We start from the raw sequence: 21,445 nt of genomic DNA, 5'->3' as shown, positions 1-21,445 counted from the left end.
CTTCTCTCCTTGGGAACTTACTTGCCGGATGCCAGGGCATCGGCGCCGCCGACGATCTCGGCGATCTGCTGCGTGATCTCCGCCTGACGCGCGTTGTTGCGCAGGCGGGTGTAGTCGGTGATGAGCTTGTCGGCGTTGTCGCTGGCCGACTTCATGGCCTTCTGCGTCGCGGCGTGCTTGGCGGCCGACGACTGCAGCAGGGCGTTGAAGATGCGGCTCTGGACGTACGTCGGGAGGAGCGCGTCGAGAACCGTCTCGGCGTCCGGCTCGAACTCGTAGAGCGGGTAGACCTCGGACTGCGCGGGAGCCTCATCGGCCTCGAGCACCTCGAGCGGGAGCAGACGCACGGATTCGGGCGACTGGGTCATCATGCTGACGAAGCGGTTGTAGACGAGGTGGATCTCGTCGACGCCGCCCTCGTTCTCGCCGCTCTTGCGGTACGCCTCGATCACGGCATCCGAGATCTCCTCCGCGGTGGAGAACTGCGGGGTGTCGGTGTCGCCGACCCACTGGGCGACGCTCGGCATGCGACGGAACTGGAAGTATCCGACGGCCTTGCGCCCGACCAGGTAGTAGACGACCTCCTTGCCCTGCGAACGGAGCAGCTCGGCCAGCTCGAGACCCTCGCGGAGGATCTGCGAGTTGAACGCGCCGGCGAGACCGCGGTCGGAGGTGAAGATGACCACGGCCGAACGGCGGATGTTCTCGCGCTCGGTCGTCAGCGGGTGATCGACGGAGGAGTGCGTGGCGACCGCCGAGACGGCGCTCGTGACGGCCCGCGCGAAGGGGGATGCCGCGCGCACACGCGCCATCGCCTTCTGGATGCGCGAGGCCGCGATGAGCTCCATCGCCTTGGTGATCTTCTTGGTGGTCTGAGCAGAAGAGATCTTCTGCTTGTAGACCCGCAGTTGTGCGCCCATGATTTACGTCCTCGTGTCGCCGCTACTCAGCGACGGCCCTTGACGATTCGCTCCTGGTTGACGTCTTCGGCCTCCGCGGCGTCGACCTTCTCGGCGCCGACGACGCTCTGGTCCTTGCCGGGCTGGAACTCCTTCGAGAACGCGTCGACGTGCTTCTCGAGCTCAGCGAGCGTGTCGTCACCGAGCACGTTGGTCTCGCGCAGCGTGTCGAGCACGGTCGAGTTGCGGCGCAGGTAGTCCAGCAGCTCGCGCTCGAAGCGCAGCACGTCGGACACCTCGACCGCGTCGAGCTTGCCGTTGGTGCCGGCCCAGATCGAGACGACCTGCTCCTCGACGGGGTACGGCGAGTACTGCGGCTGCTTGAGCAGCTCGGTCAGACGTGCACCGCGGGCGAGCTGACGACGCGAAGCCGCGTCGAGGTCGCTCGCGAACATCGCGAAGGCTTCGAGCGAGCGGTACTGCGCGAGCTCGAGCTTCAGCGTTCCGGAGACCTTCTTGATCGACTTGACCTGGGCGTCACCGCCGACGCGCGACACCGAGATACCCACGTCGACCGCGGGACGCTGGTTGGCGTTGAACAGGTCGGACTGCAGGAAGATCTGGCCGTCGGTGATCGAGATCACGTTGGTCGGGATGTACGCCGAGACGTCGTTGGCCTTGGTCTCGATGATGGGCAGACCCGTCATCGATCCGGCGCCGAGCTCGTCGGACAGCTTCGCGCAACGCTCGAGCAGACGCGAGTGCAGGTAGAAGACGTCGCCGGGGTACGCCTCGCGGCCCGGCGGGCGACGCAGGAGGAGGGACACGGCGCGGTAGGCCTCGGCCTGCTTCGACAGGTCGTCGAAGATGATCAGGACGTGCTTGCCCTCGTACATCCAGTGCTGGCCGATGGCCGAGCCGGTGTAGGGCGCGAGGTACTTGAAGCCCGCGGGGTCGGAGGCGGGGGCGGCGACGATGGTGGTGTACTCCATCGCTCCGGCGTCCTCGAGCGCGCCCTTCACCGAAGCGATGGTCGAGCCCTTCTGACCGATGGCGACGTAGATGCAGCGCACCTGCTTGTTGACGTCGCCCGACTCCCAGTTGGCCTTCTGGTTGATGATCGTGTCGATCGCGATGGCCGTCTTGCCGGTCTGGCGGTCGCCGATGATGAGCTGACGCTGACCGCGGCCGACGGGGATCATGGCGTCGATCGCCTTGATGCCGGTCTGCAGGGGCTCGTGGACGCTCTTGCGCTGCATCACGCCCGGAGCCTGGAGCTCGAGGGCGCGGCGGCCGGTCGTCGCGATCTCGCCGAGACCGTCGATGGGGTTGCCCAGCGGGTCGACGACGCGGCCGAGGTAGCCCTCGCCGACGCCGACGGAGAGGACCTCGCCCGTGCGGGTGACGCTCTGGCCCTCTTCGATGCCGGAGAACTCGCCGAGCACGACGACACCGACCTCGTTCTCGTCGAGGTTCTGGGCGAGGCCGAGCGTGCCGTCCGCGAAGCGGATGAGCTCGTTGGCCATGACGCCGGGAAGGCCCTCGACGTGAGCGATGCCGTCGGCCGCGTCGACGACGGCGCCGACCTCGGTCGCCGCGGCGCCGGTGGGCTCGTAGGCGTTGACGAAGTCCTTCAGCGCGTCACGAATGACGTCGGGGCTGATAGAGAGATCTGCCATTGTCTTCCTTCGTTCGTGGGGCCCTCGGCCCCCAAGATCACGCCCGCTCGGGCGGAAAGTCTTCAGCCGGCGATCCGCTGGCGGAGGTCGGCGAGACGTGCGGACACGCTCGCGTCGATGACGTCGTCGGCCACCTGCACGCGCAGGCCTCCGAGCACGGTCGGGTCGATCACGGTGTTCAGCGTGACAGCTGAGCCGTAACGTGCGCTGAGAGCGTTCTGCAGACGGGTCTGCTGGTCGGCGCTCAGGGGGGCGGCCGCGGAGACCGTGGCGACGATGCGCGAACGCTGGTCGGCGACGATGCGCTCCGCGCGACGGAGCAGGGCACGCACCCGTCGTCCTCGCGCGTGCTCGACGAGCGAGGACACGATGAGGGCGGTTCCGGCGCTCGCGCGTCCGTCGAGGAGGGTCGAGACGAGCGTCCCCTTCGCCGATGCGTCACCCAACCGTCCGCCCAGGGCGAGCTCGAGCTCGCCGTTGGAGGCGACGGTGCGCGAGAACGAGAAGAGTTCCGCCTCGATGTCGCCGGCCTCGGCGACCGAGGTCGCGCGGACGGCGAGCTCCTCGAGACCCTCGACGAACTCCGCCGCGCTCGACCAGCGCTGCTGGACGGCGCTCGTGAGCAGCGACACCGTGGCGGGCCGATACGACGGACCGAACACGGCCGACACGAGGCCCGCGCGGGCCTCGGCCGGGACCGACGAGTCGGACAGCGCGCCGCTCAGCTGCGCCGATCCGCTCACGGCGGCCACGGCAGCGAACAGCTCGCGTGCGACGTCGAGATCGACACCCGACGTTGAGGCCAGGGCCTCCGACGTCGCGGTCCGGGCCTGAGTGGTCGCGCTGCCCATTACTTGGCCGCCTTCTCGGAGGCCTCGAGCTCGGCGAGGAAGCGGTCGACCACGGCGTTGGCGCGCGCGTCGTCCGACAGGGTCTCACCGATCACGTTGCCCGCGAGGTCGACCGCGAGGGTCCCGACCTCGGAGCGGAGCTGCACGAGGGCCGTCTGACGCTCGGCCTCGATCTGCGCGTGAGCGCTGGCGGTGATGCGAGCCGCCTCGGACGCGGCGGTCTCCTTGGCCTCGGCGACGATCTTGCGACCGTCCTGGGTCGCGGACTCGCGGATCTCACCGGCTTCGCGACGCGCCTCGGCGAGCTGCGCGGTGTACTCCTCGAGGGCGGCCTCGGCCTGGCGCTGAGCCTCGTCGGCCTTGGCGATGTTGCCCTCGATGGCAGCACTGCGCTCGTCGAGCAGCTTCGCCATCCGCGGCAGGGCCACACGCCACACCACGAAGATGATGACGACGAAGCACACCGCCGACCAGATGATGTCGTACACCGCCGGGATCAGCGGGTTGTGCGCCTCTCCCGCGGGCTCCGCGGCGAGTGTGACAAGAGCGTTCAGCATCCTGTCTCCTTACAGTGAGTCGAGAGCGGCCGGATCAGGTGAAGATGAAGCCGGTCGCGATACCGATGAAGGCGAGCGCCTCGGTGAAGGCGATACCGATGAACATCAGGACCTGCAGGCGGCCCGCGAGCTCGGGCTGACGGGCGACGCCCTCGATCGTCTTGCCGACGACGATGCCCACGCCGATGGCGGGGCCGATGGCGGCGAGGCCGTAGCCGATCGTGGCGACGTTACCGGTGACCTGGGCGAGAACCGTAGTTGCGTCCACGGGTTTTTTCCTTTCGTTGGGTGGCTCGGCGTGCGCCGGGCCGCTCAGTGCTCTTCTGCGACCGCGAGCTGGATGTAGACCGCGGTGAGGATCGCGAAGACGTACGCCTGGAGGAAGGCGACGAAGATTTCGAACAGGGTGAAGGCGAAGCCGAAGGCGAGGGAGCCGGCGCCGAGCGCCGTCCACCATCCGCTGAGCCCGACCACGAAGAACTGGGTGGCCGAGAAGAACAGCACCAGCATGAGGTGGCCGACGACCATGTTCATCAGCAGACGCAGCGTCAGCGTGACGGGGCGGATGATGAAGGTCGAGAGGAACTCGAGCGGGACGATGATGATGTACAGCGGCCACGGCACGCCCGAGGGCAGCAGCGCGTTCTTGAAGAAGCCTCCGGGGCTCTTCTTGATGCCGGCGTAGATGAACGTGACGTAGGCGACGATCGCGAGCAGCAGCGGCACGGCGATGACGCTCGTACCGGCGATGTTCAGGAACGGGATGACACCCGTGATGTTCATGAACAGCACCATGAAGAAGATCGTGGTGAGGATCGGAAGGAACCGCTTGCCGTCCTTGCGTCCGAGGATGTCTTCGGCGATGTTCACGCGGACGAAGTCGAGGCCCATCTCGGCGATGCTCTGGAAGCGGCCGGGGACGATCTTCATCCGGCGGGTGCCGAGGACGAGGAAGAGGACGAGCGCGAGCGTCGCCAGCATCTGCGTGAGGTTGATGCGGGTGATCGCGAAGATCGTGCCCTCGAACAGGACCGCGTCGGGGAAGAACTCAGAGATGGAGGGCGGGTGGAACTCCGCACCCGCAGACGCGAAGTTCGTGATCAGGGTCGCAGCTTGAGTGGACAGCGCTGGCTCCAGCTTCGGGGCATCGGTGTGAACCGTTGCGACGATGGTCGGTGATGGTACCCGAAGTGCGAACCTGGAGAAGATTTCCCATCGCGGGCGGGTACTTATGCCACCCTATCAAACTCCCGGCGGATCCATGAGTCCGCGAGGGCCGATCGTCTCGTCCGCGGACTAAAGGGCGCGACGAGACGCACGGGTGGGTTATGGCATCCGTCAGGCGCGAAGGTCGCCGGCGTCGGGGTCGGTGGGCAGCGTGATGTCGCTGACGCTCGGGATGCGCATGCGCAGCAGCACCACGACGTCGACGGCGAGAGAGGCGATGACGCTGACCACCAGCGCGACGTAGAAGACGACCGGGTCGACCCAGCCCTGCCCGCGCAGAACGACGATCGCGACGATGAAGAGGATCAGCTTCAGCAGCCACCCGCCCAGGACGATGCCGAAGAAGATGGGCACGTACAGCGGGTCGCCGAACCATCGGTTGGCGACGAGGATGCTCGTCGCCGTGACGGCGAGGAAGATCGCGCTGACGGCGACCCCCGCCAGAGCGCTGCCGAGACCCCCCGCTCCCCCGACGGCGAAACCGACCACCGCGCCCACGACGAGCAGCACGGCCGTGACGATCCCGCCCCAGACGAGAGCGGTGCGCAGGACGGGCGTGCTGGAGAGAGGACGACGGGGGGCGGGAGAGACGCTGCTCATGAGGGGGACTCCGGTCGGGTGGGTCGGACGCGACGGGAGAGCCGTCGCAGACGGTGCGATGAGGGAAGGAGGGTCAGGACGGCGCACGCGAGCACCCCGGTGACGCCGAAGGCGATCCCGATGGCGTAGTCGCCCGGCCAGCTCTGCTGGGTGCCGATGTACATCAGCAGGAACGCGAGGCTGACCACCGCCGTCCAGCTGTAGAAGATCAGCACGGCGTCGCGGTCGGAGTGCCCCATGTCGAGCATCCGATGATGCAGGTGCTTGCGGTCGGGCGAGAACGGGGACTTCCCCGCCCACTGCCGCCGGGCGACGGCGAGGCCGAAGTCGAGCAGGGGCAGCAGCACGATGACCACCGGCAGCAGGATCGGGATGAAGGCACCGAGCAGCTGCGAGCGACCGATCTTCTCGGGGTCGAGGACGGCGGGGTCGAGCTGCCCGGTGATCGCCACGGCGGAGCTGGCCATCAGAAGGCCCAGCATGAGGGCGCCCGCGTCGCCCATGAAGAGCTTGGCGGGGGTCCAGTTCATCGGCAGGAAGCCCAAGCAGGCGCCGACCAGGACCGCCGCGATGAACGACGCGAGGTTGAAGTAGGTGCTCGCTCCGGTATCGCGCACCAGCAGGTACGAGTAGGCGAAGAAGACGCCGTTGGCGATCAGGCACACCCCCGCGACCAGACCGTTGAGCCCGTCGATGAAGTTCACCGCGTTCATGACGACGACGAGGGCGAAGACGGTCAGCAGGAAGCTCACCCAGCTCGAGCCCACGGTCAGGGCGCCGATGGGCAGGGAGAGGATCTGCAGCTGTCCGAACCAGGCGATGACGCCCGCGGCGACGAACTGCGCCCCGAGCTTGATCATCCAGTCGAGGTCCCAGAGGTCGTCGGCGACGCCGACGAGGACGATGAGCAGCACGGCCCCCAGCAGGGACAGGACCGGGACCGGATCGGTCCAGAAGATCGAGAAGTAGGGGTTGCGGCTCGACAGCGCGAAGGCGGCGACCACGCCGAGGAACATCGCGACCCCGCCCAGGCGCGGCGTGGGGGTCTTGTGGACGTCCCGGTCACGGATGCCGGGGTAGAGCTTGAACCGCAGCGCGAGCTTCCACACCACCCACGACAGCGCGAGTGTGACCGCCGCCGTGAAGAGGATGGTGAGGAGGTACTGGGTCACGGACCGGGAGCCTCGGCATCCGGGGCTGCGTCGGAGGGCGCGTCGGCCGGATCGGGCTCGAGCAGGTCGCCGAGCACCTCGCGCAGCCGCTCCCGCGAGATCGCGCCCTCGCGCAGCACGCGCACGACGGGATCGGCTCCCCCGACCAGCAGCGTGGCGTCGACGATCGTCGAGGCGACCCCGGTCTCGCTCACGCCCGCGTCGAGGTAGGCCGCGACGCTGTCGCCGAGCATGTCGCGCGCGGCGTCGATGTCGACGGCGGCGGGCATGCCGGTGAGGTTCGCACTCGACACCGCGAGCGGCCCGGTCTCTTCGAGCAGCTCGAGCGTCATCTTCTGCGCCGGCATGCGTACGGCGACCGTTCCGTGGGTGTCGCCCAGGTCCCACGACAGCGACGGCTGCGCCGGGAGGACGATGGTGAGGCCTCCGGGCCAGAACTCGCGGACGAGGTCCTCGACGGCGGCGGGGATCTCGGCCACCAGCGCGCGGAGCGTGCCGACGCCCGCGACCAGGACCGGCGGCGGCTGCTGACGACCGCGCCCCTTCGCTTCGAGGAGCCCGGCGACGGCGCGCGCGTTGAACGCGTCGGCGGCGATTCCGTAGACGGTATCGGTGGGGAGCACGACGAGTTCGCCTCGGCCGATCGCCTGACGCGCATGGCGCATTCCGGACAGCAGCTGCGACTCGTCTCGGCAGTCGTAGACGGGTGACATGACGCGCGCCAGTCTAGTCGCGCCGCGCGCGCTGCACGCTCACGCTCGAGCGCTCCGGTCAGGGACGGACGGCGGTCGTGGCGCGATCGCGCGTGGTGAGGTCGGGATGAGTGGATGCCGAGAGCCAGCCGTCCGCCGTGAGGATCTGCCGGATCGCCTCTCCCTGCCACTCTCCGTGCTCGATGACGATCGTCCCGCCGGGGTGCGCGAGGCGCAGCCCCACACGACTCAGTCGGCGCACGGCATCCAATCCGTCCGCCCCGCCGTAGAGCGCGGCCGGGGGGTCGTAGAGACGCACCTCGGGATCGCGCGGGATCGCGTCGTCGGGCACGTAAGGAGGGTTGGATGCCACGACCGAGACCGTGCCGTCGAGCTCGGGGAAGGCGTCGGCGAGGTCGATGAAGGCGAGGGTGAGGTTCTCGGCGCCCACGAGGGCGTGGTTCTGCTTCGTCCAGATGAACGCGTCCACGCTGTTCTCCGCGGCGTACACGCGTGCGTGCGGCACCTCGGTCGCCATCGCGAGGGCGATCGCGCCGCTGCCGGTGCCGAGGTCGACGGCGACAGGGGCGTCGGAGGCGACGGCCCGCAGCGCGTCGATCGCGAGCTGCGCGACCATCTCGGTCTCGGGTCGCGGCACGAACACGCCCGGTCCGACGGCCAGCTCGAGGGAGCGGAAGGGGGCGCGTCCGGTCAGGTGCTGCAGGGGCTCGCGCGCGCAGCGGCGGTCCACGAGCGGAGCCAGGGCGACGGATGCCGCCTCGGGCAGGCGATCCCCGCGGATCGCGGCGGCCTGCACGCCTCCGCGCGAGGAGTCGAGCACATGGGCGAGGAGGAGTTCGGCATCCACCTGGGGGTCGGTGACGCCGGCGGCGCGGAGACGCTCCGCGATGTCGCGGAGCACGTCGGCGACCCGCTCGGGGGCGGGGACCGGGGGGTGGGGAGGCGAGGCGGGCTCAGACATGACGGGCACCCAGCCTAGCCGCGGGACGCCTCCGGCCCGCGCGGGCTCGGGACGGGTGCGCCCCGCCGCGTCAAGCAGCGTCACACGAGCCGCCGTGTCGGAGGGCTCGCCTAAAATGATCGCGTCCCGACCGACGGCGAAAGGCGAGCCATGCCCGGCATCCACTCCGACATCACCTCTGCATTCGGCGACACGCCGCTCGTGCGGCTGAACCGCGTGGCCGAGGGCGCCGGGGGGCAGATCCTCGCGAAGCTCGAGTTCTACAACCCGGCCTCGAGCGTGAAGGACCGCCTCGGCATCGCGATCGTCGACGCCGCCGAAGCCTCGGGCGAGCTCAAGCCCGGTGGCACCCTCGTCGAGTCGACGAGCGGCAACACGGGCATCGCGCTGGCGATGGTCGGCGCGGCGCGCGGCTACAAGGTCATCCTGACGATGCCGGCCTCGATGTCGAAGGAGCGCCGCATCCTGCTCAAGGCCTTCGGCGCCGAACTCGTGCTGACCGATCCCACCAAGGGCATGTCGCACGCCGTCGACGAGGCCAAGCGCATCGTCGCCGAGACGCCGGGCGCGGTCTGGGCCCGCCAGTTCGAGAACGAGGCCAACCCGGCGATCCACCGCAAGACGACGGCCGAAGAGATCCTGCGCGACACCGAGGGCAAGGTCGACTACTTCGTCGCCGGCATCGGCACCGGCGGCACCATCACCGGCGTCGGCCAGGTGCTCAAGGAGCGCAACCCCGACGTCAAGATCGTGGCCGTCGAGCCCGCGGACTCCCCCGTGCTGACCAAGGGGCACCCGGGCCCGCACAAGATCCAGGGCATCGGACCCAACTTCGTGCCGGCGATCCTCGACCGCGACATCATCGACGAGGTCATCGACGTCGAGTTCGACGACGCCATCCGCCTGGCCCGCGAGACGGCCGCGAAGGACGGCATCCTGGTCGGCATGTCGTCGGGTGCCGCCATCTGGGCGGCACTTGAGGTCGCTCGTCGCCCCGAGGCCGCGGGCAAGAACATCGTCGTGATCATCCCGTCCTACGGCGAGCGGTACCTCTCAACCGCGCTCTACGAGCACCTGCGCGAAGACTGACGTGGGAGTGCTCTCCCGCATCCGAGAAGACATCGCCTCCGCCAAGCTCCGCGATCCCGCGGCGCGCGGCGGGATCGAGATCGCGCTGCTGTACCCGGGGCTGCACGCTGTGTGGGCGTACCGCGTCGCCCACCGCCTGTGGCGACGGGGGCTGCGCTTCCCCGCGCGGGCCCTGTCGCAGGTGACCCGCTGGCTCACCGGCATCGAGATCCACCCCGGAGCGACGATCGGTCGGCGGTTCTTCATCGACCACGGCATGGGCGTCGTCGTCGGCGAGACCGCGGAGGTCGGCGACGACGTCATGCTCTACCACGGCGTGACCCTGGGCGGTCGACAGCGCGAGGGCGGGAAGCGGCACCCCACGCTGCACGACGGCGTCGCCGTGGGCGCGGGGGCGAAGATCCTCGGGCCGATCACCCTCGGTGCCCGCTCGGTCGTGGGGGCGAACGCCGTCGTCACGCGCGACGCCCCGGCCGACAGCGTGCTCGTGGGCGTCCCGGCCAAGGCGCGCACGCGCCGCAACGGCGAAGACACGCGCGCGCTGCTCACGACGCCGGAGTACTGGATCTGAGCGGCGAGCGGCCCGGCGGAGCACGGACGTAGGCTCGGTCCATGACCCGCCTGCACGACATGTCCCTGACCGCCCAGGTACGGGGACTGCGCGACGGTGACCTCTCCCCCGTCGAAGTGGTCGGGCACTACCTCGACCGCATCGAGCGCCTCGACGACCTCGGTGCGTTCGCGGAGGTGACGGCGAATGCCGCGGTCCGTCGCGCCGCGGGGCTCGAGCGGCCGGCGCGGGGGTCGCTGTGGGGCGTTCCGCTCGCCGACAAGGATCTCGTCGCGCGGGCCGGTGTGCCGACGCGGTACGGGTCGAGATCGCGGGAGGACCACGTCCCGGCGGCATCCGATCCGCTGGCGATCGCGCTCGACGCCGCCGGCGCGGTGAACGTGGGCAAGACGAGCACGTCGGAGTTCGGGCTCACCGGGTTCACCGAGCCCCTCATCCACGCCCCGGCGCGCGATCCCTGGCGACCCTCGGCGGGTGCGGGCGGCTCCAGCGGCGGCGCGGCGGTCGCCGTGGCGGTGGGTCTGCTCCCCGCGGCCGTCGGGTCGGACGGCGGCGGATCCATCCGCATCCCCTCGGCCACCGTGGGGGTCGTCGGACTCAAGCCCTCGCGGGGTCGACTGCCGATCGGTTCGGGGCTGGACTCCCCCGATCAGCTGTCGGTGACCGGGCCGATCGCCCGGACCGTGGAAGACGCCGGCCTGCTGCTCGACGCCCTCGTCTCCCTTTCGCCCTTCCCCTATGCCACGGGCGCACCCGGGGCGGGCCCGTTCGTCGACGCCGCCCGACGCGATCCCGGTCCTCTGCGCCTGGGCACCACCACGGTGTCGCCCTGGGACGACAGCGAAGACATCGTCCTGGATGCCGCCGCCCGCGACGCGTTCTCGACGGCGGCGGCGTGGTTCGCGGATGCCGGGCACGACGTGACGGATGCCGATTGGCATCCGGTCGGGTACCCCGACCTCTTCCACGTGCTCTGGCGCGCGAGCGCGGCGCGCATCCCCCTCGACGAAGCGGACGCCGCCCTCGTGGAACCGCTGACGGCGTGGTTGGTCGAGGAAGGACGCCGCCTGTCGGCGGTCGAGCTGCTCGGCGGCCTCGCCGCCGCTCGCGCCTTCGAGAGGCGGACCGTGGCGGACTTCTCGCGCTTCGACGCCGTCCTGACGCCCGCTCTCGCGCAGCCGCCGCAGCCCGTCGGAGCCTACGCGGGTCACAGCCCCGAGCGCACCTTCGCGATGCAGGTCGAGTACGCGCCGTACTCGAGCTTCGTCAACGTCGCGGGTCTGCCCGCCCTCACGCTGCCGGTGACCGCCGACCCCTCCGGCCACCCCGTGTCGGTGCAGCTGGTCGGTCGGCCCGGCGGCGAAGCCGTGCTGCTCTCGCTCGCCGCGCAGCTCGAGCGCCGCCGCGGCCCACTCCCCCACCCGCCCGTGTGGGACGCCTGACCGCACGCAGCGACACGACGCAGGACGTTCCGGACGGTCGGCCGATCCTGCGTTGTGGCCCCGTTCCGCTCGACTCGACGTCGAGCGACGGCCCGGTCAGGGAAGCAGGCCGGCCGCGGCGAACGCACGCGCGTAGATCTCGCGGACGACGCGCTCCTTGCGGGCGTTGTAGGCGCTCATCAGGCCGTCGGCGGCGACGGCGCGCTTCGTCTCGGCGTAGAGCTCGCGGTCGGCCGCATCCGCGCGCAGCCAGTCCCGGAAGATCCGGTGTCGCGCCGCTTCGGGGCTGTCCGGGGGCCAGACGTGCAGGTTCGCTTCGGGCGCGGTACGCACGAGGCAGCGGTGTCCAAGCCACCAGGGCTCGCGCACCCGCAGCACGAAGCCGAGGTTCTCCAGCGCGGGAACGTACGCCGCCTCGTCGTCCGTGTCGCCGACGGTGAGGTCGATGTCGATCACCGGTTTGGCGGCGAGACCGGGCACCGACGTCGAGCCGACGTGCTCGATCGAGAGGGCGCGTTCGCCGAGGGCCCCGCGGATCTGCGCGCAGAGCGTGTCGAAGACCTCGGGCCACGCGGCATCCGGGTCCACCACCTCGATACGCCGAGGCTGCTCCGCCGCACCGACCCAGGGAGACATCCCGGGCGGCGGGGGCGTGTCGTCGAACGCGACGATCTCGGCGGGGGTGGGCATCACCCGATCCTAGGAGTCGGCGAGAGCGGCGAGCCGCGCCTCCTCGTCGGCGGCGATCGCCGACTCGATGATCGGACCGAGGGCGCCGTCCATCACCTGGTCGAGGTTGTACGCCTTGTATCCGGTGCGGTGATCGGCGATGCGGTTCTCGGGGAAATTGTAGGTGCGGATGCGCTCCGAACGGTCCATGCCGCGGATCTGCGAGCGTCGCGCGTCGGCGGCGACGGCGTCGCGCTCCTCCTGCTGCTTCGCGAGCAGGCGGGCGCGCAGCACGCGCATCCCGGCCTCGCGGTTCTGCAGCTGCGACTTCTCGTTCTGCATCGACACGACAATGCCCGTGGGCACGTGGGTGATGCGCACGGCCGAGTCGGTCGTGTTGACCGACTGCCCGCCGGGTCCCGATGAACGGAACACGTCGATCTTGAGGTCGTTAGGGTCGATCGCGACCTCTTCGGGCTCGTCGACCTCGGGGAAGACGAGCACGCCCGTCGTGGAGGTGTGGATGCGCCCCTGCGATTCGGTCGCCGGCACGCGCTGCACGCGGTGCACGCCGCCCTCGTACTTCAGGTGCGCCCAGACGCCCTGCGCCGGGTCGCTCGACGATCCCTTGATCGCGACCTGAACGTCCTTGTAGCCGCCGAGGTCGCTCTCGGTGCGCTCGAGCAGCTCGGTCTTCCACCCCATGGATGCCGCGTACTGGAGGTACATGCGCAGCAGGTCGGCCGCGAACAGCGCGCTCTCGGCACCGCCCTCGCCGCCCTTGATCTCCATGATCACGTCGCGGGCGTCGTCGGGGTCGCGCGGGATGAGCAGGCGCCGCAGACGCTCCTGCGTCTCGTCCACCCGTTCTTCGAGCGCCGGGACCTCGTCGGCGAAAGCCTCGTCTTCGCGCGCGAGTTCGCGCGCGGCATCCAGATCGTCGGATGCCGCGCGCCAGGCCTCGTAGGCGTGCACGATGCGGCTCAGCTCGGCGTAGCGCCGGTTCACCCGCTTGGCGCGCGCCGCGTCGGCGTGCACCGCGGGGTCGTTCAGCTCGAGTTCGACGGCCGCGTGCTCATCGAGGAGCCCGCGGACCGAATCGAACATCGCCGGGACCGACATCGCGAGCGCCGCCGATCAGCGGATGCTGTTGTCGTCACCGCCGCGCGCGGGCGCCGGGATCGACTTCTGCATCTGCACGAGGAACTCGACGTTGGACTGCGTCTCCTTGAGCTTGCCGAGCACGACCTCGAGGGCCTGCTGGGGCTCGAGACCGGCGAGGGCGCGACGCAGCTTCCAGGTGATCTTGACCTCGTCGGGAGAGAGCAGCATCTCTTCGCGGCGCGTGCTGGAGGCGTTGACGTCGACGGCCGGGAAGATGCGCTTGTCGGCGAGCTGACGGTTCAGGCGCAGTTCGCTGTTGCCGGTGCCTTTGAACTCCTCGAAGATCACGTCGTCCATCTTCGACCCGGTCTCCACGAGCGCCGTGGCCAGGATCGTGAGCGAACCGCCGTTCTCGATGTTGCGCGCGGCTCCGAAGAAGCGCTTGGGCGGGTACAGCGCCGACGCGTCGACGCCGCCGCTCAGGACGCGACCCGAGGTGGGGGCGGCGAGGTTGTAGGCGCGGCCGAGGCGGGTGATGGAGTCCAGCAGCACGACGACGTCGCGACCGAGCTCCACGAGGCGCTTCGCGCGCTCGATGGCCAGCTCGGCGACCGTGGTGTGGTCTTCGGCGGGACGGTCGAAGGTCGACGCGATGACCTCACCGCGCACGGTGCGCTGCATGTCGGTGACCTCTTCGGGGCGCTCGTCGACGAGCACGACCATGAGGTGGACCTCGGGGTTGTTCGTCGCGATCGCGTTGGCGATCTGCTGCAGCACGATCGTCTTGCCGGCCTTCGGGGGCGCGACGATCAGGCCGCGCTGGCCCTTGCCGACCGGGGCGACCAGGTCGATGATGCGCTGCGTGAGCTTCTCGGGGCCGGTCTCCAGACGCAGACGCTCCTGGGGGTACAGCGGGGTGAGGTTGTTGAACTCGACGCGGGCGGCCGCGTCGTCGACCGACAGACCGTTGATCGAGTCGACCTGCACGAGCGCGTTGTACTTCTGGCGACCCTGCTGCTCGCCCTCGCGGGGCTGCTTGATCGCACCGACGACGGCGTCGCCCTTGCGCAGGTTGTACTTCTTGACCTGACCGAGCGAGACGTAGACGTCGCTCGGGCCGGGGAGGTAGCCGGTGGTGCGGACGAAGGCGTAGTTGTCGAGCACGTCGAGCACACCGGCGATCGGGACGAGCACGTCGTCCTCGCCGATCTCGGTCTCGAACTCGTCACCCGTGGTGTTCGGGCCGCGGCGCTTGTTGCGCTGACGGTTGCGACTGTTCGACGCGCCCTGCTGCTGCTGCTGCGCCTGCGAGCCGTTCTGCGAGGCGTCGCGCTGATTCCCCGACGGCGCCGAGGCGGTCGCGGCCTGCGGGGCGCTCTGCTGCTCGGTCTCGTCGGCGGCGGGCTGCGCGTCGTTCTTGTCGGCGGTCTCGCCCTTGTTGCGGTTGCGGTTGCGCGAGCGGCTGCGTCCGCGGCCGCGGGCGGGCGTCTCGTCGGCCTGCTCGGCGGCGTCGGCCGCGGGCGCCTCGGATGCCGCCGACTCGGCCGGAGCGGAATCCCCGGCGGCGGTGGTCTCGGCAGCGGTGGTCTCGGTCGCGGTCTCGGTCGCGGTCGCCTCGTCGGGCGACGCGTCGGCGGCGGTGGCCGGGGCCTCGACGGCGGAATCCGCGGCGACGTCGGCCGCGGTGGTCGCGGGGGTGGTCGGCTCCTCGGCGGCGGCGTCGGCCTTGTCCGCGGTGGCCTCGGTGGCGGCGGCCTCGGAAGCGGCGGCCTCGGCCGCGGCCTTCTCCTTCGCGGAGGCGGTGGTCGCACGGCGCGGGGCGCGCTTGCGCGGCGCGCGGGCCGGCTTCTCGGCGGGCGCGGGCTCTTCGGCGGCGGCAGGCGCCTCAGCGGCGGCGGGTTCCTCGGCGGGCGCCTCTTCCGCGGCGGGTGCCGCGGCGACAGCCTCCTCGGCGGGGGCCTCCTCCACCGGCGCGCTCGCGGCGAGAGCGTCGTCGGTGAACAGCGCCTCGGGCTCGGCCGTGGCGCCCGCGTCGGCGTCAGCCTCGGCCTCCGCGTCGGCCGGGGCCGCGGCATCCGGGGCTTCCGTGCCCTCGGTCTGCTCCGCCTCGGCGGTGGCGGTGTCGTTGTCGGTCGCCTCGTCGGCAGCGACGGGCTGCTCGATGTTCTCGGCGCCCTCGGGCGCGTCGACGGGCTGGGTCTCGGAGATGGACTCCACGAGTGCTCCTCAGAAATGAAACGTGATCAGATCGCGCATCGCCATGCAGAACGCAGACGAAGAGACACCAGCGGTTCGGAAGACTGCAGCCGATACCGGGTTCGCGATGTGTTGCGGATTTCGCAGGTGTGCAGAGGCTCAGATTCGCGAGATTACGCGGAACCCTCTGCGTTTTTCACTGTACCACCCTTGACGTCGACGGCGAGCATGAGCGCCTGCCACGGGGTGTCGACGACGGATGCCATAAGATCCGCCGCCGCGAGTCGCTGCCCCGGCCCGTCGGCGAGCACGAGCACGCTCGGTCCCGCACCCGAGACGACGGCGGCGTACCCCTCCGCGCGGAGCGCCCGGACGAGCCGGTCGGTCTCGGGCATGGCCTGCGCGCGGTAGTTCTGGTGCAGCTTGTCTTCCGTCGCCGCCATCAGCAGCTCGGGGCTCTGCGTCATCGCCGCGATGAGCAGCGCCGAGCGCGAGACGTTGAACACCGCGTCCTCGCGCGGCACCTGCAGGGGCTGCAGGCTCCGCGCCACGGCCGTCGACATCGTGAAGCTCGGCACGAAGACGAGGGGCGAGACACCGCGGTGCACGATGAGCTGCTTGTGCTGGGGGCCCTCGGCATCCATCCACGCGATGGTCAGACCGCCGAACAGGCCGGGCGCGACGTTGTCGGGGTGCCCCTCCATCTCGGTGGCCAGGCGCAGCAGGTCGACGTCGCTGAAGGCGACCTCTCCCTCGAGCAGTCCCTTCGCGGCCAGGATGCCGGCGACCACCGCAGCCCCCGAGGAGCCCATGCCGCGCCCGTGCGGGATGACGTTGTGCGCCGTCAGCCGCAATCCGGGCAGGGGGCGACCGACCGAGGCGTAGGTGTGCGCCATCGCGCGCACCACGAGGTGCGAGGCGTCGCGGGGGACGTCGGCCGTCCCCTCGCCCTCGACCTCGATCTCGAGGCGGTCGCCGTCGAGCTGCTCGACGATCAGTTCGTCGTAGACGCTGAGGGCGAGGCCCAGGGTGTCGAAGCCGGGGCCGAGGTTCGCGCTCGTCGCGGGAACGCGGACCGCGACCCGGCGTCCGGGGCCTGAGCTCACGCGGTCACCGGCTGCAGGTCGAGCACGGAGGCGACCTCCGAGGTGGTCGCGTCGACGACGGTGGGCTCGACGGTCGAGCCGTCGGCGCGACGCAGGGCCCACTGCGGGTCCTTGAGTCCGTGGCCGGTGACGGTCAGCACGACCTTCGCGCCCGCGGGGACGACGCCGGCCTCGGCGCGGCTGAGCAGACCCGCGACGCTGATGGCCGACGCGGGCTCGACGAAGACGCCGACCTCTCCCGCGAGGATCTTCTGGGCCTCGAGGATGCCGTCGTCGTCGATCGCGCCGAACCAGCCGTCGGTGGCGTCGCGCGCCTCGAGCGCGAGATCCCACGAGGCGGGGTTGCCGATGCGGATCGCGCTGGCGATCGTCTCGGGGTTCTTCACGACCTCGCCGCGCACCAGCGGCGCGGACCCGGCCGCCTGCAGGCCGAACATGCGGGGCACCTTCGTCGCGACGCCGCGGGCGGCCTCTTCGCGGTATCCGCGCGAGTAGGCGGTGTAGTTGCCCGCGTTGCCGACCGGGATGAAGTGGAAGTCGGGGGCGTCGCCGAGCTGCGCGACGACCTCGTAGGCGGCCGTCTTCTGCCCCTCGATGCGGTCGGGGTTGACCGAGTTGACCAGGTGGACCGGGTAGTGGTCGGCGAGCTCGCGGGCGATCTCGAGGCAGTCGTCGAAGTTGCCGCGGATCTGGATGAGGCGACCGTTGTGCGCCACGGCCTGGCTGAGCTTGCCCATCGCGATCTTGCCCTCGGGCACGAGCACCGCGGCGGTGATGCCGGCGTGTGCGGCGTAGGCCGCCGCCGACGCCGAGGTGTTGCCGGTGGAGGCGCAGATGACCGCCTTGGCACCGTGCTCGACGGCGCGCGAGAGCGCGACGGTCATTCCGCGGTCCTTGAAGGATCCGGTGGGGTTCATGCCCTCGAACTTGACCCAGACCTCGGCGCCGGTGCGCCGCGACAGCGCCGGAGCCGGGATGAGCGGCGTGCCGCCCTCGCCGAGGGTGACGACGGTGGAGGCGTCGGTGACACCGAGACGGTCGGCGTATTCGCGGAGGACTCCGCGCCAGAGGTGTGCCATGTCAGTTCCCTTCCACACGCAGCACGGAGACCACGCGCTCGACGACGCCGCTCGCGGCGAGACGCTCGACGGTCTCGCTCAGGTCCTGCTCGCGGGCCTTGTGTGTTCCGATGACCAGACGGGCGGAACCGCCGGTCTGGGTGTTCTCGTCCGCCTCGATGACGGTCTGCTCGACGGTCGCGATCGACACGCGGCCCTCGCTCAGGATGCCGGCGACGGTCGCCAGCACGCCGGGCTGGTCGTCGACCTCGAGGGTGATCTGGTAGCGCGTGATGACGTGCCCGATGGGCACGGCGGGGAGGTTCGCGCGGGTCGACTCACCGACGCCCACTCCCCCGGCGATGTGGCGGCGCGCGGCCGAGACGACGTCGCCCAGCACGGCCGACGCGGTCTGCACGCCGCCGGCACCTGCGCCGTAGAACATCAGGTCGCCCGCGGCCTCGGCCTGCACGAAGACGGCGTTGTTGGCCCCGTGCACGCTCGCGAGCGGGTGCGTGCGCTCGACGAGGGCGGGGTAGACGCGCACCGAGATGGACTCCGAGCCGTCGTCGGCCGTGAGGCGCTCGCACACGGCGAGCAGCTTGATGACATAGCCGGCGTGACGCGCGGATTCGATCATCGCGGCGTCGACCGAGGTGATGCCCTCGCGGTGCACGGCGTCCAGGGGCACCGTGGTGTGGAACGCGAGACTGGCGAGGATCGCGGCCTTCTGCGCGGCGTCGTAGCCCTCGACGTCGGCGGTGGGGTCGGCCTCGGCGTAGCCGAGCGCCTGCGCCTGCGCGAGCACGTCGGCGAAGTCGGCGCCCTCGGTGTCCATGCGGTCGAGGATGTAGTTCGTCGTGCCGTTGACGATGCCCATGATGCGCACGACGCGGTCGCCGGCGAGGGAGTCGCGCAGCGGCCGGATGATCGGGATGGCCCCGGCGGCGGCGGCTTCGTAGTAGACCTCGGCTCCGACCTGGTCGGCGGCCTCGAACACCTCGGAGCCGTGGGTCGCGAGCAGGGCCTTGTTGGCGGTGACGACGTCGGCGCCCGAGGCGATCGCGTGCAGCACCTGGGTGCGGGCGGGCTCGATGCCGCCCATCAGCTCGATGACGATGTCGCTGCCGACGATGAGCGTCTCGGCATCGGTCGTGAAGAGCTCGCGCGGAAGGTCGGCGTCGCGCTTGCCGTCGAGGTTGCGCACGGCGATGCCGGCGAGTTCGAGCTTCGCGCCCGCGCGGTCGGCGAGCTCGTCGCCGTGCTTGAGCAGCAGGTCGGCGACCTGCGAGCCGACGGCGCCGGCGCCGAGGAGCGCCACGCGGAGCGTGCGGTAGTCGGTCATTCGGTGTCTCCGTGGGGTGTTGCGGTGGAAGCGGATGCCGAGATCCCGGCGTCGCGTGCGAGCAGATCGGCCACGGTCTCGCCGCGGACGATCACCCGGGCCTCGCCCCCGCGCACGGCGACGACGGGCGGGCGGGGCGTGTAGTTGTAGTTGCTCGCGAGCGAGAAGCAGTACGCGCCGGTCGCGGGGACGGCGAGCAGGTCGCCGGGCGTGACGTCGCCGGGGAGGTATTCGGCATCCACGACGATGTCCCCCGATTCGCAGTGGTGACCGACCACGCGCGAGAGCGCCGGCGTCGCGGAGCTCGTGCGCGAGACGACGCGCGCCGAGAAGTCGGCGCCGTACAGGGCGGGGCGGGCGTTGTCGCTCATGCCGCCGTCGACGCTGACGTAGGTGCGCTCGAGTCCCTCCGCCGCGGTGACGGTCTTGACCGTGCCCACCTCGTAGAGGGTCACGCCGGCCTGGCCGACGATCACGCGGCCGGGTTCGGTGGCGACGTCGGGCATCGGGATGCCGCGCACCGCGCACTCGTCGGCGATGGCGTCCAGGATGCCGTCGGCGATCTCTTCGATCGGCTTCGGGTCGTCGACCGAGGTGTACGAGATGCCGAAGCCGCCGCCGACGTTGAGCAGGGGGATCTCTCCCCCGGCGAGCAGGTCGGCGTGGAGGTCGACGAGGCGCGCCGCCGACTCGCGGAAGCCCGACGAGTCGAAGATCTGCGAGCCGATGTGGGCGTGCAGGCCGACGAAGCGCAGGCTCGGCAGCTCGCGGATGCGCGCGACGGCCTCGGCCGCCCCCTCGAGCGAGAAGCCGAACTTCTGGTCCTCGTGGGCCGTGGCGAGGAAGGCGTGGGTCTCGGCGTGCACCCCGGTGCGCACGCGCACGAGCACCGACTGCACCGCGCCGCGCCGCTCGGCGACCGCGGCGAGACGTTCAATCTCGATGGGGCTGTCGACGACGACCGAGCCGATCCCGACCTCGACCGCCCGCTCGAGCTCGCGCACGCTCTTGTTGTTCCCGTGGAAGCCGAGTCGCGCGGGCTCCGCTCCCCCGGCCAGGGCGACCTCGAGTTCGCCGAGCGTGCAGACGTCGACGGAGAGCCCCTCGTCGACGACCCAGCGGACGACCTCGGTCGACAGGAACGCCTTGCCCGCGTAGTAGACGCGAGCCCGGATGCCGTGCCGCTCGGCCGCACCGTCGAAGGCCTCGCGAGCGCGGCGGGCGTGCGCGCGCACCTCGTCCTCGTCGAGGACGTAGAGCGGAGTGCCGAACCGGTCGCGCAGGTCGAAGACCGAGACTCCGCCGATCTCGACGGAACCGTCGTCGACGCGGTGTGCGCTGGCGGGCCAGACGGGGGCGACGAGCTCGTTCGCTTCGGCCGGGGCGGTGAGCCACTCGGGCACGAGCGCGGAGTGCGAGGCGGACACGGAGGAACCTATCGGGTTTGGCGGCGACGCGACGGCCGCGGATCACGGCTCCCACCCCCGCGGAGAGTCACGCGGCGGGCAGTCCGATCAGTCTAGAGCACGGCGTATGCCGCTCCCTTCCCGCAGGGCGGCTAGCGAACCTTCGTCGTGCCATCTGCGAGTTGCCCCTGACTGTTGCGTCCCACTCCCCATACGCTCCCGTCCTGCAGACGGAACAGCGTGAAATAGCCCCCGCCCTGAGCGACTTGGACGACCGGGGAGGGGAAGACCCGCATCACCTGCGAAGGCGTCGGGCTGTTGTTGACGTCTCCGTGGCCCGTGACCCCGGAGGTCCCCGAGCCCCACGACAGCAGGTTCGAGCCGAGCACGACGAAGGTCTGGGTCGCGTTCGCACTCGCGGTCACAGCCGTCACCGTACTGGACGACCCCGCCTCGGCCACGGTTTGTTCAGATTGAAGTTCGCCGTGTACTGCCCCGCGCAGTTCGTGACACCGTCGGCGGCGTCGAACGTCGACCCCTCCGGCCCGGTGAACGACACCGGCTGGCCCGCCTGCGGCTGACCCTGCGCGTCTTTCACCGTGACCGTCACGGGCACGGCGCCTGACGCCGGCACGCCCGACGCGGGACCCGCGATCGTCATGATCGACGCCTGGGAGGCGTTTGCAAACGCCGGCGTCGCCGACGCGACCGACAAGATCGGAATGCTCCAGGCGGCGCCGGCGAGGACGGTCCGCCGTTGCAGCCCGGGAGCGTCAGGGGCGGGAGCTACCCCCCCCCCC

At 70.7% G+C, this 21,445-nt stretch carries 22 protein-coding genes; 3 read left to right on the top strand and 19 right to left on the bottom strand.

All coding sequences use genetic code 11. The features are described 5' to 3' along the window. Nucleotides 1–17 precede the first annotated feature (17 nt). From FB047_RS14130 to prmC, 10 genes are all read right to left on the bottom strand, one after another. Nucleotides 18–920 carry a F0F1 ATP synthase subunit gamma gene (locus FB047_RS14130; protein ID WP_136587854.1) on the bottom strand — a complete coding sequence of 301 codons (903 nt, stop codon included), beginning with the start codon at nucleotides 918–920 and terminating at the stop codon, nucleotides 18–20. Between the two features lie 26 nt (nucleotides 921–946). Continuing rightward, nucleotides 947–2,578 (bottom strand): F0F1 ATP synthase subunit alpha, encoded by a 1,632-nt coding sequence (gene atpA / locus FB047_RS14125; RefSeq protein WP_136587853.1) that lies wholly within the window; start codon nucleotides 2,576–2,578, stop codon nucleotides 947–949. A gap of 62 nt (nucleotides 2,579–2,640) precedes the next feature. After that, nucleotides 2,641–3,429 (bottom strand): F0F1 ATP synthase subunit delta, encoded by a 789-nt coding sequence (locus FB047_RS14120; protein WP_136587852.1) that lies wholly within the window; start codon nucleotides 3,427–3,429, stop codon nucleotides 2,641–2,643. Then, nucleotides 3,429–3,986 carry a F0F1 ATP synthase subunit B gene (locus FB047_RS14115; RefSeq protein WP_136587851.1) on the bottom strand — a complete coding sequence of 186 codons (558 nt, stop codon included), beginning with the start codon at nucleotides 3,984–3,986 and terminating at the stop codon, nucleotides 3,429–3,431. Before FB047_RS14115 ends, FB047_RS14120 begins: the two co-directional genes overlap by 1 nt. 34 nt (nucleotides 3,987–4,020) lie before the next feature. Beyond that, a complete protein-coding gene (atpE, locus tag FB047_RS14110) occupies nucleotides 4,021–4,254 on the bottom strand; it encodes a F0F1 ATP synthase subunit C (RefSeq protein ID WP_043360904.1) in 234 nt (77 codons plus the stop codon). Nucleotides 4,255–4,298: 44 nt separating this feature from the next. Next, nucleotides 4,299–5,111: a F0F1 ATP synthase subunit A gene (atpB, locus tag FB047_RS14105; protein ID WP_136587850.1), complete on the bottom strand. Its 813-nt coding sequence runs from the start codon at nucleotides 5,109–5,111 to the stop codon at nucleotides 4,299–4,301. Nucleotides 5,112–5,324: 213 nt separating this feature from the next. Next, nucleotides 5,325–5,813: a Cg1360 family ATP-synthase-associated protein gene (locus FB047_RS14100; RefSeq protein WP_136587849.1), complete on the bottom strand. Its 489-nt coding sequence runs from the start codon at nucleotides 5,811–5,813 to the stop codon at nucleotides 5,325–5,327. Further along, nucleotides 5,810–6,985 carry an MraY family glycosyltransferase gene (locus tag FB047_RS14095; protein ID WP_136587848.1) on the bottom strand — a complete coding sequence of 392 codons (1,176 nt, stop codon included), beginning with the start codon at nucleotides 6,983–6,985 and terminating at the stop codon, nucleotides 5,810–5,812. Before FB047_RS14095 ends, FB047_RS14100 begins: the two co-directional genes overlap by 4 nt. Next, nucleotides 6,982–7,698 carry an L-threonylcarbamoyladenylate synthase gene (locus FB047_RS14090; protein WP_136587847.1) on the bottom strand — a complete coding sequence of 239 codons (717 nt, stop codon included), beginning with the start codon at nucleotides 7,696–7,698 and terminating at the stop codon, nucleotides 6,982–6,984. The genes FB047_RS14095 and FB047_RS14090 overlap by 4 nt, the downstream gene beginning before the upstream one ends. Before the next feature lie 58 nt (nucleotides 7,699–7,756). Next, nucleotides 7,757–8,659, bottom strand: a complete 903-nt coding sequence (gene prmC, locus FB047_RS14085; RefSeq protein ID WP_136587846.1) for a peptide chain release factor N(5)-glutamine methyltransferase — start codon at nucleotides 8,657–8,659, stop codon at nucleotides 7,757–7,759. A 150-nt stretch (nucleotides 8,660–8,809) separates the two neighbouring features. On the opposite strand from prmC, the gene cysK reads away from it, so the two are divergent. From cysK to FB047_RS14070, 3 genes are read left to right on the top strand one after another with little or no spacing between them, the layout of a single operon-like run. Further along, nucleotides 8,810–9,748 (top strand): cysteine synthase A, encoded by a 939-nt coding sequence (gene cysK / locus FB047_RS14080; protein WP_136587845.1) that lies wholly within the window; start codon nucleotides 8,810–8,812, stop codon nucleotides 9,746–9,748. 1 nt (nucleotide 9,749) lies between these two features. Further along, entirely contained in the window at nucleotides 9,750–10,319 is a 570-nt protein-coding gene (gene epsC / locus FB047_RS14075; RefSeq protein ID WP_136587844.1) for a serine O-acetyltransferase EpsC, read from the top strand. Between the two features lie 41 nt (nucleotides 10,320–10,360). Then, nucleotides 10,361–11,761 (top strand): amidase, encoded by a 1,401-nt coding sequence (locus FB047_RS14070; RefSeq protein WP_136587843.1) that lies wholly within the window; start codon nucleotides 10,361–10,363, stop codon nucleotides 11,759–11,761. Nucleotides 11,762–11,857: 96 nt separating this feature from the next. Here the strand turns inward: FB047_RS14070 and FB047_RS14065 are convergent, their stop codons facing one another. The 9 genes from FB047_RS14065 to FB047_RS17110 all read right to left on the bottom strand — a co-directional run. Beyond that, complete coding sequence (locus tag FB047_RS14065) at nucleotides 11,858–12,451, bottom strand: GrpB family protein (protein WP_136587842.1); 594 nt, start codon at nucleotides 12,449–12,451, stop codon at nucleotides 11,858–11,860. Nucleotides 12,452–12,460: 9 nt separating this feature from the next. Then, nucleotides 12,461–13,537, bottom strand: a complete 1,077-nt coding sequence (gene prfA / locus FB047_RS14060) for a peptide chain release factor 1 (RefSeq protein WP_136587841.1) — start codon at nucleotides 13,535–13,537, stop codon at nucleotides 12,461–12,463. A gap of 30 nt (nucleotides 13,538–13,567) precedes the next feature. Next, complete coding sequence (gene rho / locus FB047_RS14055) at nucleotides 13,568–15,751, bottom strand: transcription termination factor Rho (protein ID WP_136587840.1); 2,184 nt, start codon at nucleotides 15,749–15,751, stop codon at nucleotides 13,568–13,570. Between the two features lie 152 nt (nucleotides 15,752–15,903). Further along, a complete protein-coding gene (gene thrB, locus FB047_RS14050) occupies nucleotides 15,904–16,836 on the bottom strand; it encodes a homoserine kinase (RefSeq protein ID WP_136587839.1) in 933 nt (310 codons plus the stop codon). Then, nucleotides 16,833–17,915 (bottom strand): threonine synthase, encoded by a 1,083-nt coding sequence (gene thrC / locus FB047_RS14045; protein ID WP_136587838.1) that lies wholly within the window; start codon nucleotides 17,913–17,915, stop codon nucleotides 16,833–16,835. The genes thrB and thrC overlap by 4 nt, the downstream gene beginning before the upstream one ends. A gap of 1 nt (nucleotide 17,916) precedes the next feature. Then, a complete protein-coding gene (locus FB047_RS14040; RefSeq protein WP_136587837.1) occupies nucleotides 17,917–19,239 on the bottom strand; it encodes a homoserine dehydrogenase in 1,323 nt (440 codons plus the stop codon). Next, entirely contained in the window at nucleotides 19,236–20,666 is a 1,431-nt protein-coding gene (gene lysA / locus FB047_RS14035) for a diaminopimelate decarboxylase (protein WP_205823036.1), read from the bottom strand. Before lysA ends, FB047_RS14040 begins: the two co-directional genes overlap by 4 nt. 131 nt (nucleotides 20,667–20,797) lie before the next feature. Continuing rightward, a complete protein-coding gene (locus FB047_RS14030; RefSeq protein ID WP_167494254.1) occupies nucleotides 20,798–21,070 on the bottom strand; it encodes an RCC1 domain-containing protein in 273 nt (90 codons plus the stop codon). A gap of 5 nt (nucleotides 21,071–21,075) precedes the next feature. Then, on the bottom strand, nucleotides 21,076–21,445 hold a 370-nt coding region (locus FB047_RS17110; RefSeq protein WP_205823034.1), incomplete at its 5' end, for an Ig-like domain-containing protein.

The sequence above is a fragment of the Microbacterium hydrothermale genome (assembly GCF_004854025.1).
GTDB lineage: Bacteria > Actinomycetota > Actinomycetes > Actinomycetales > Microbacteriaceae > Microbacterium > Microbacterium hydrothermale.
Note: the sequence above shows the minus strand (reverse complement) of the source record. Positions and strands in the feature narration are given on the sequence as shown.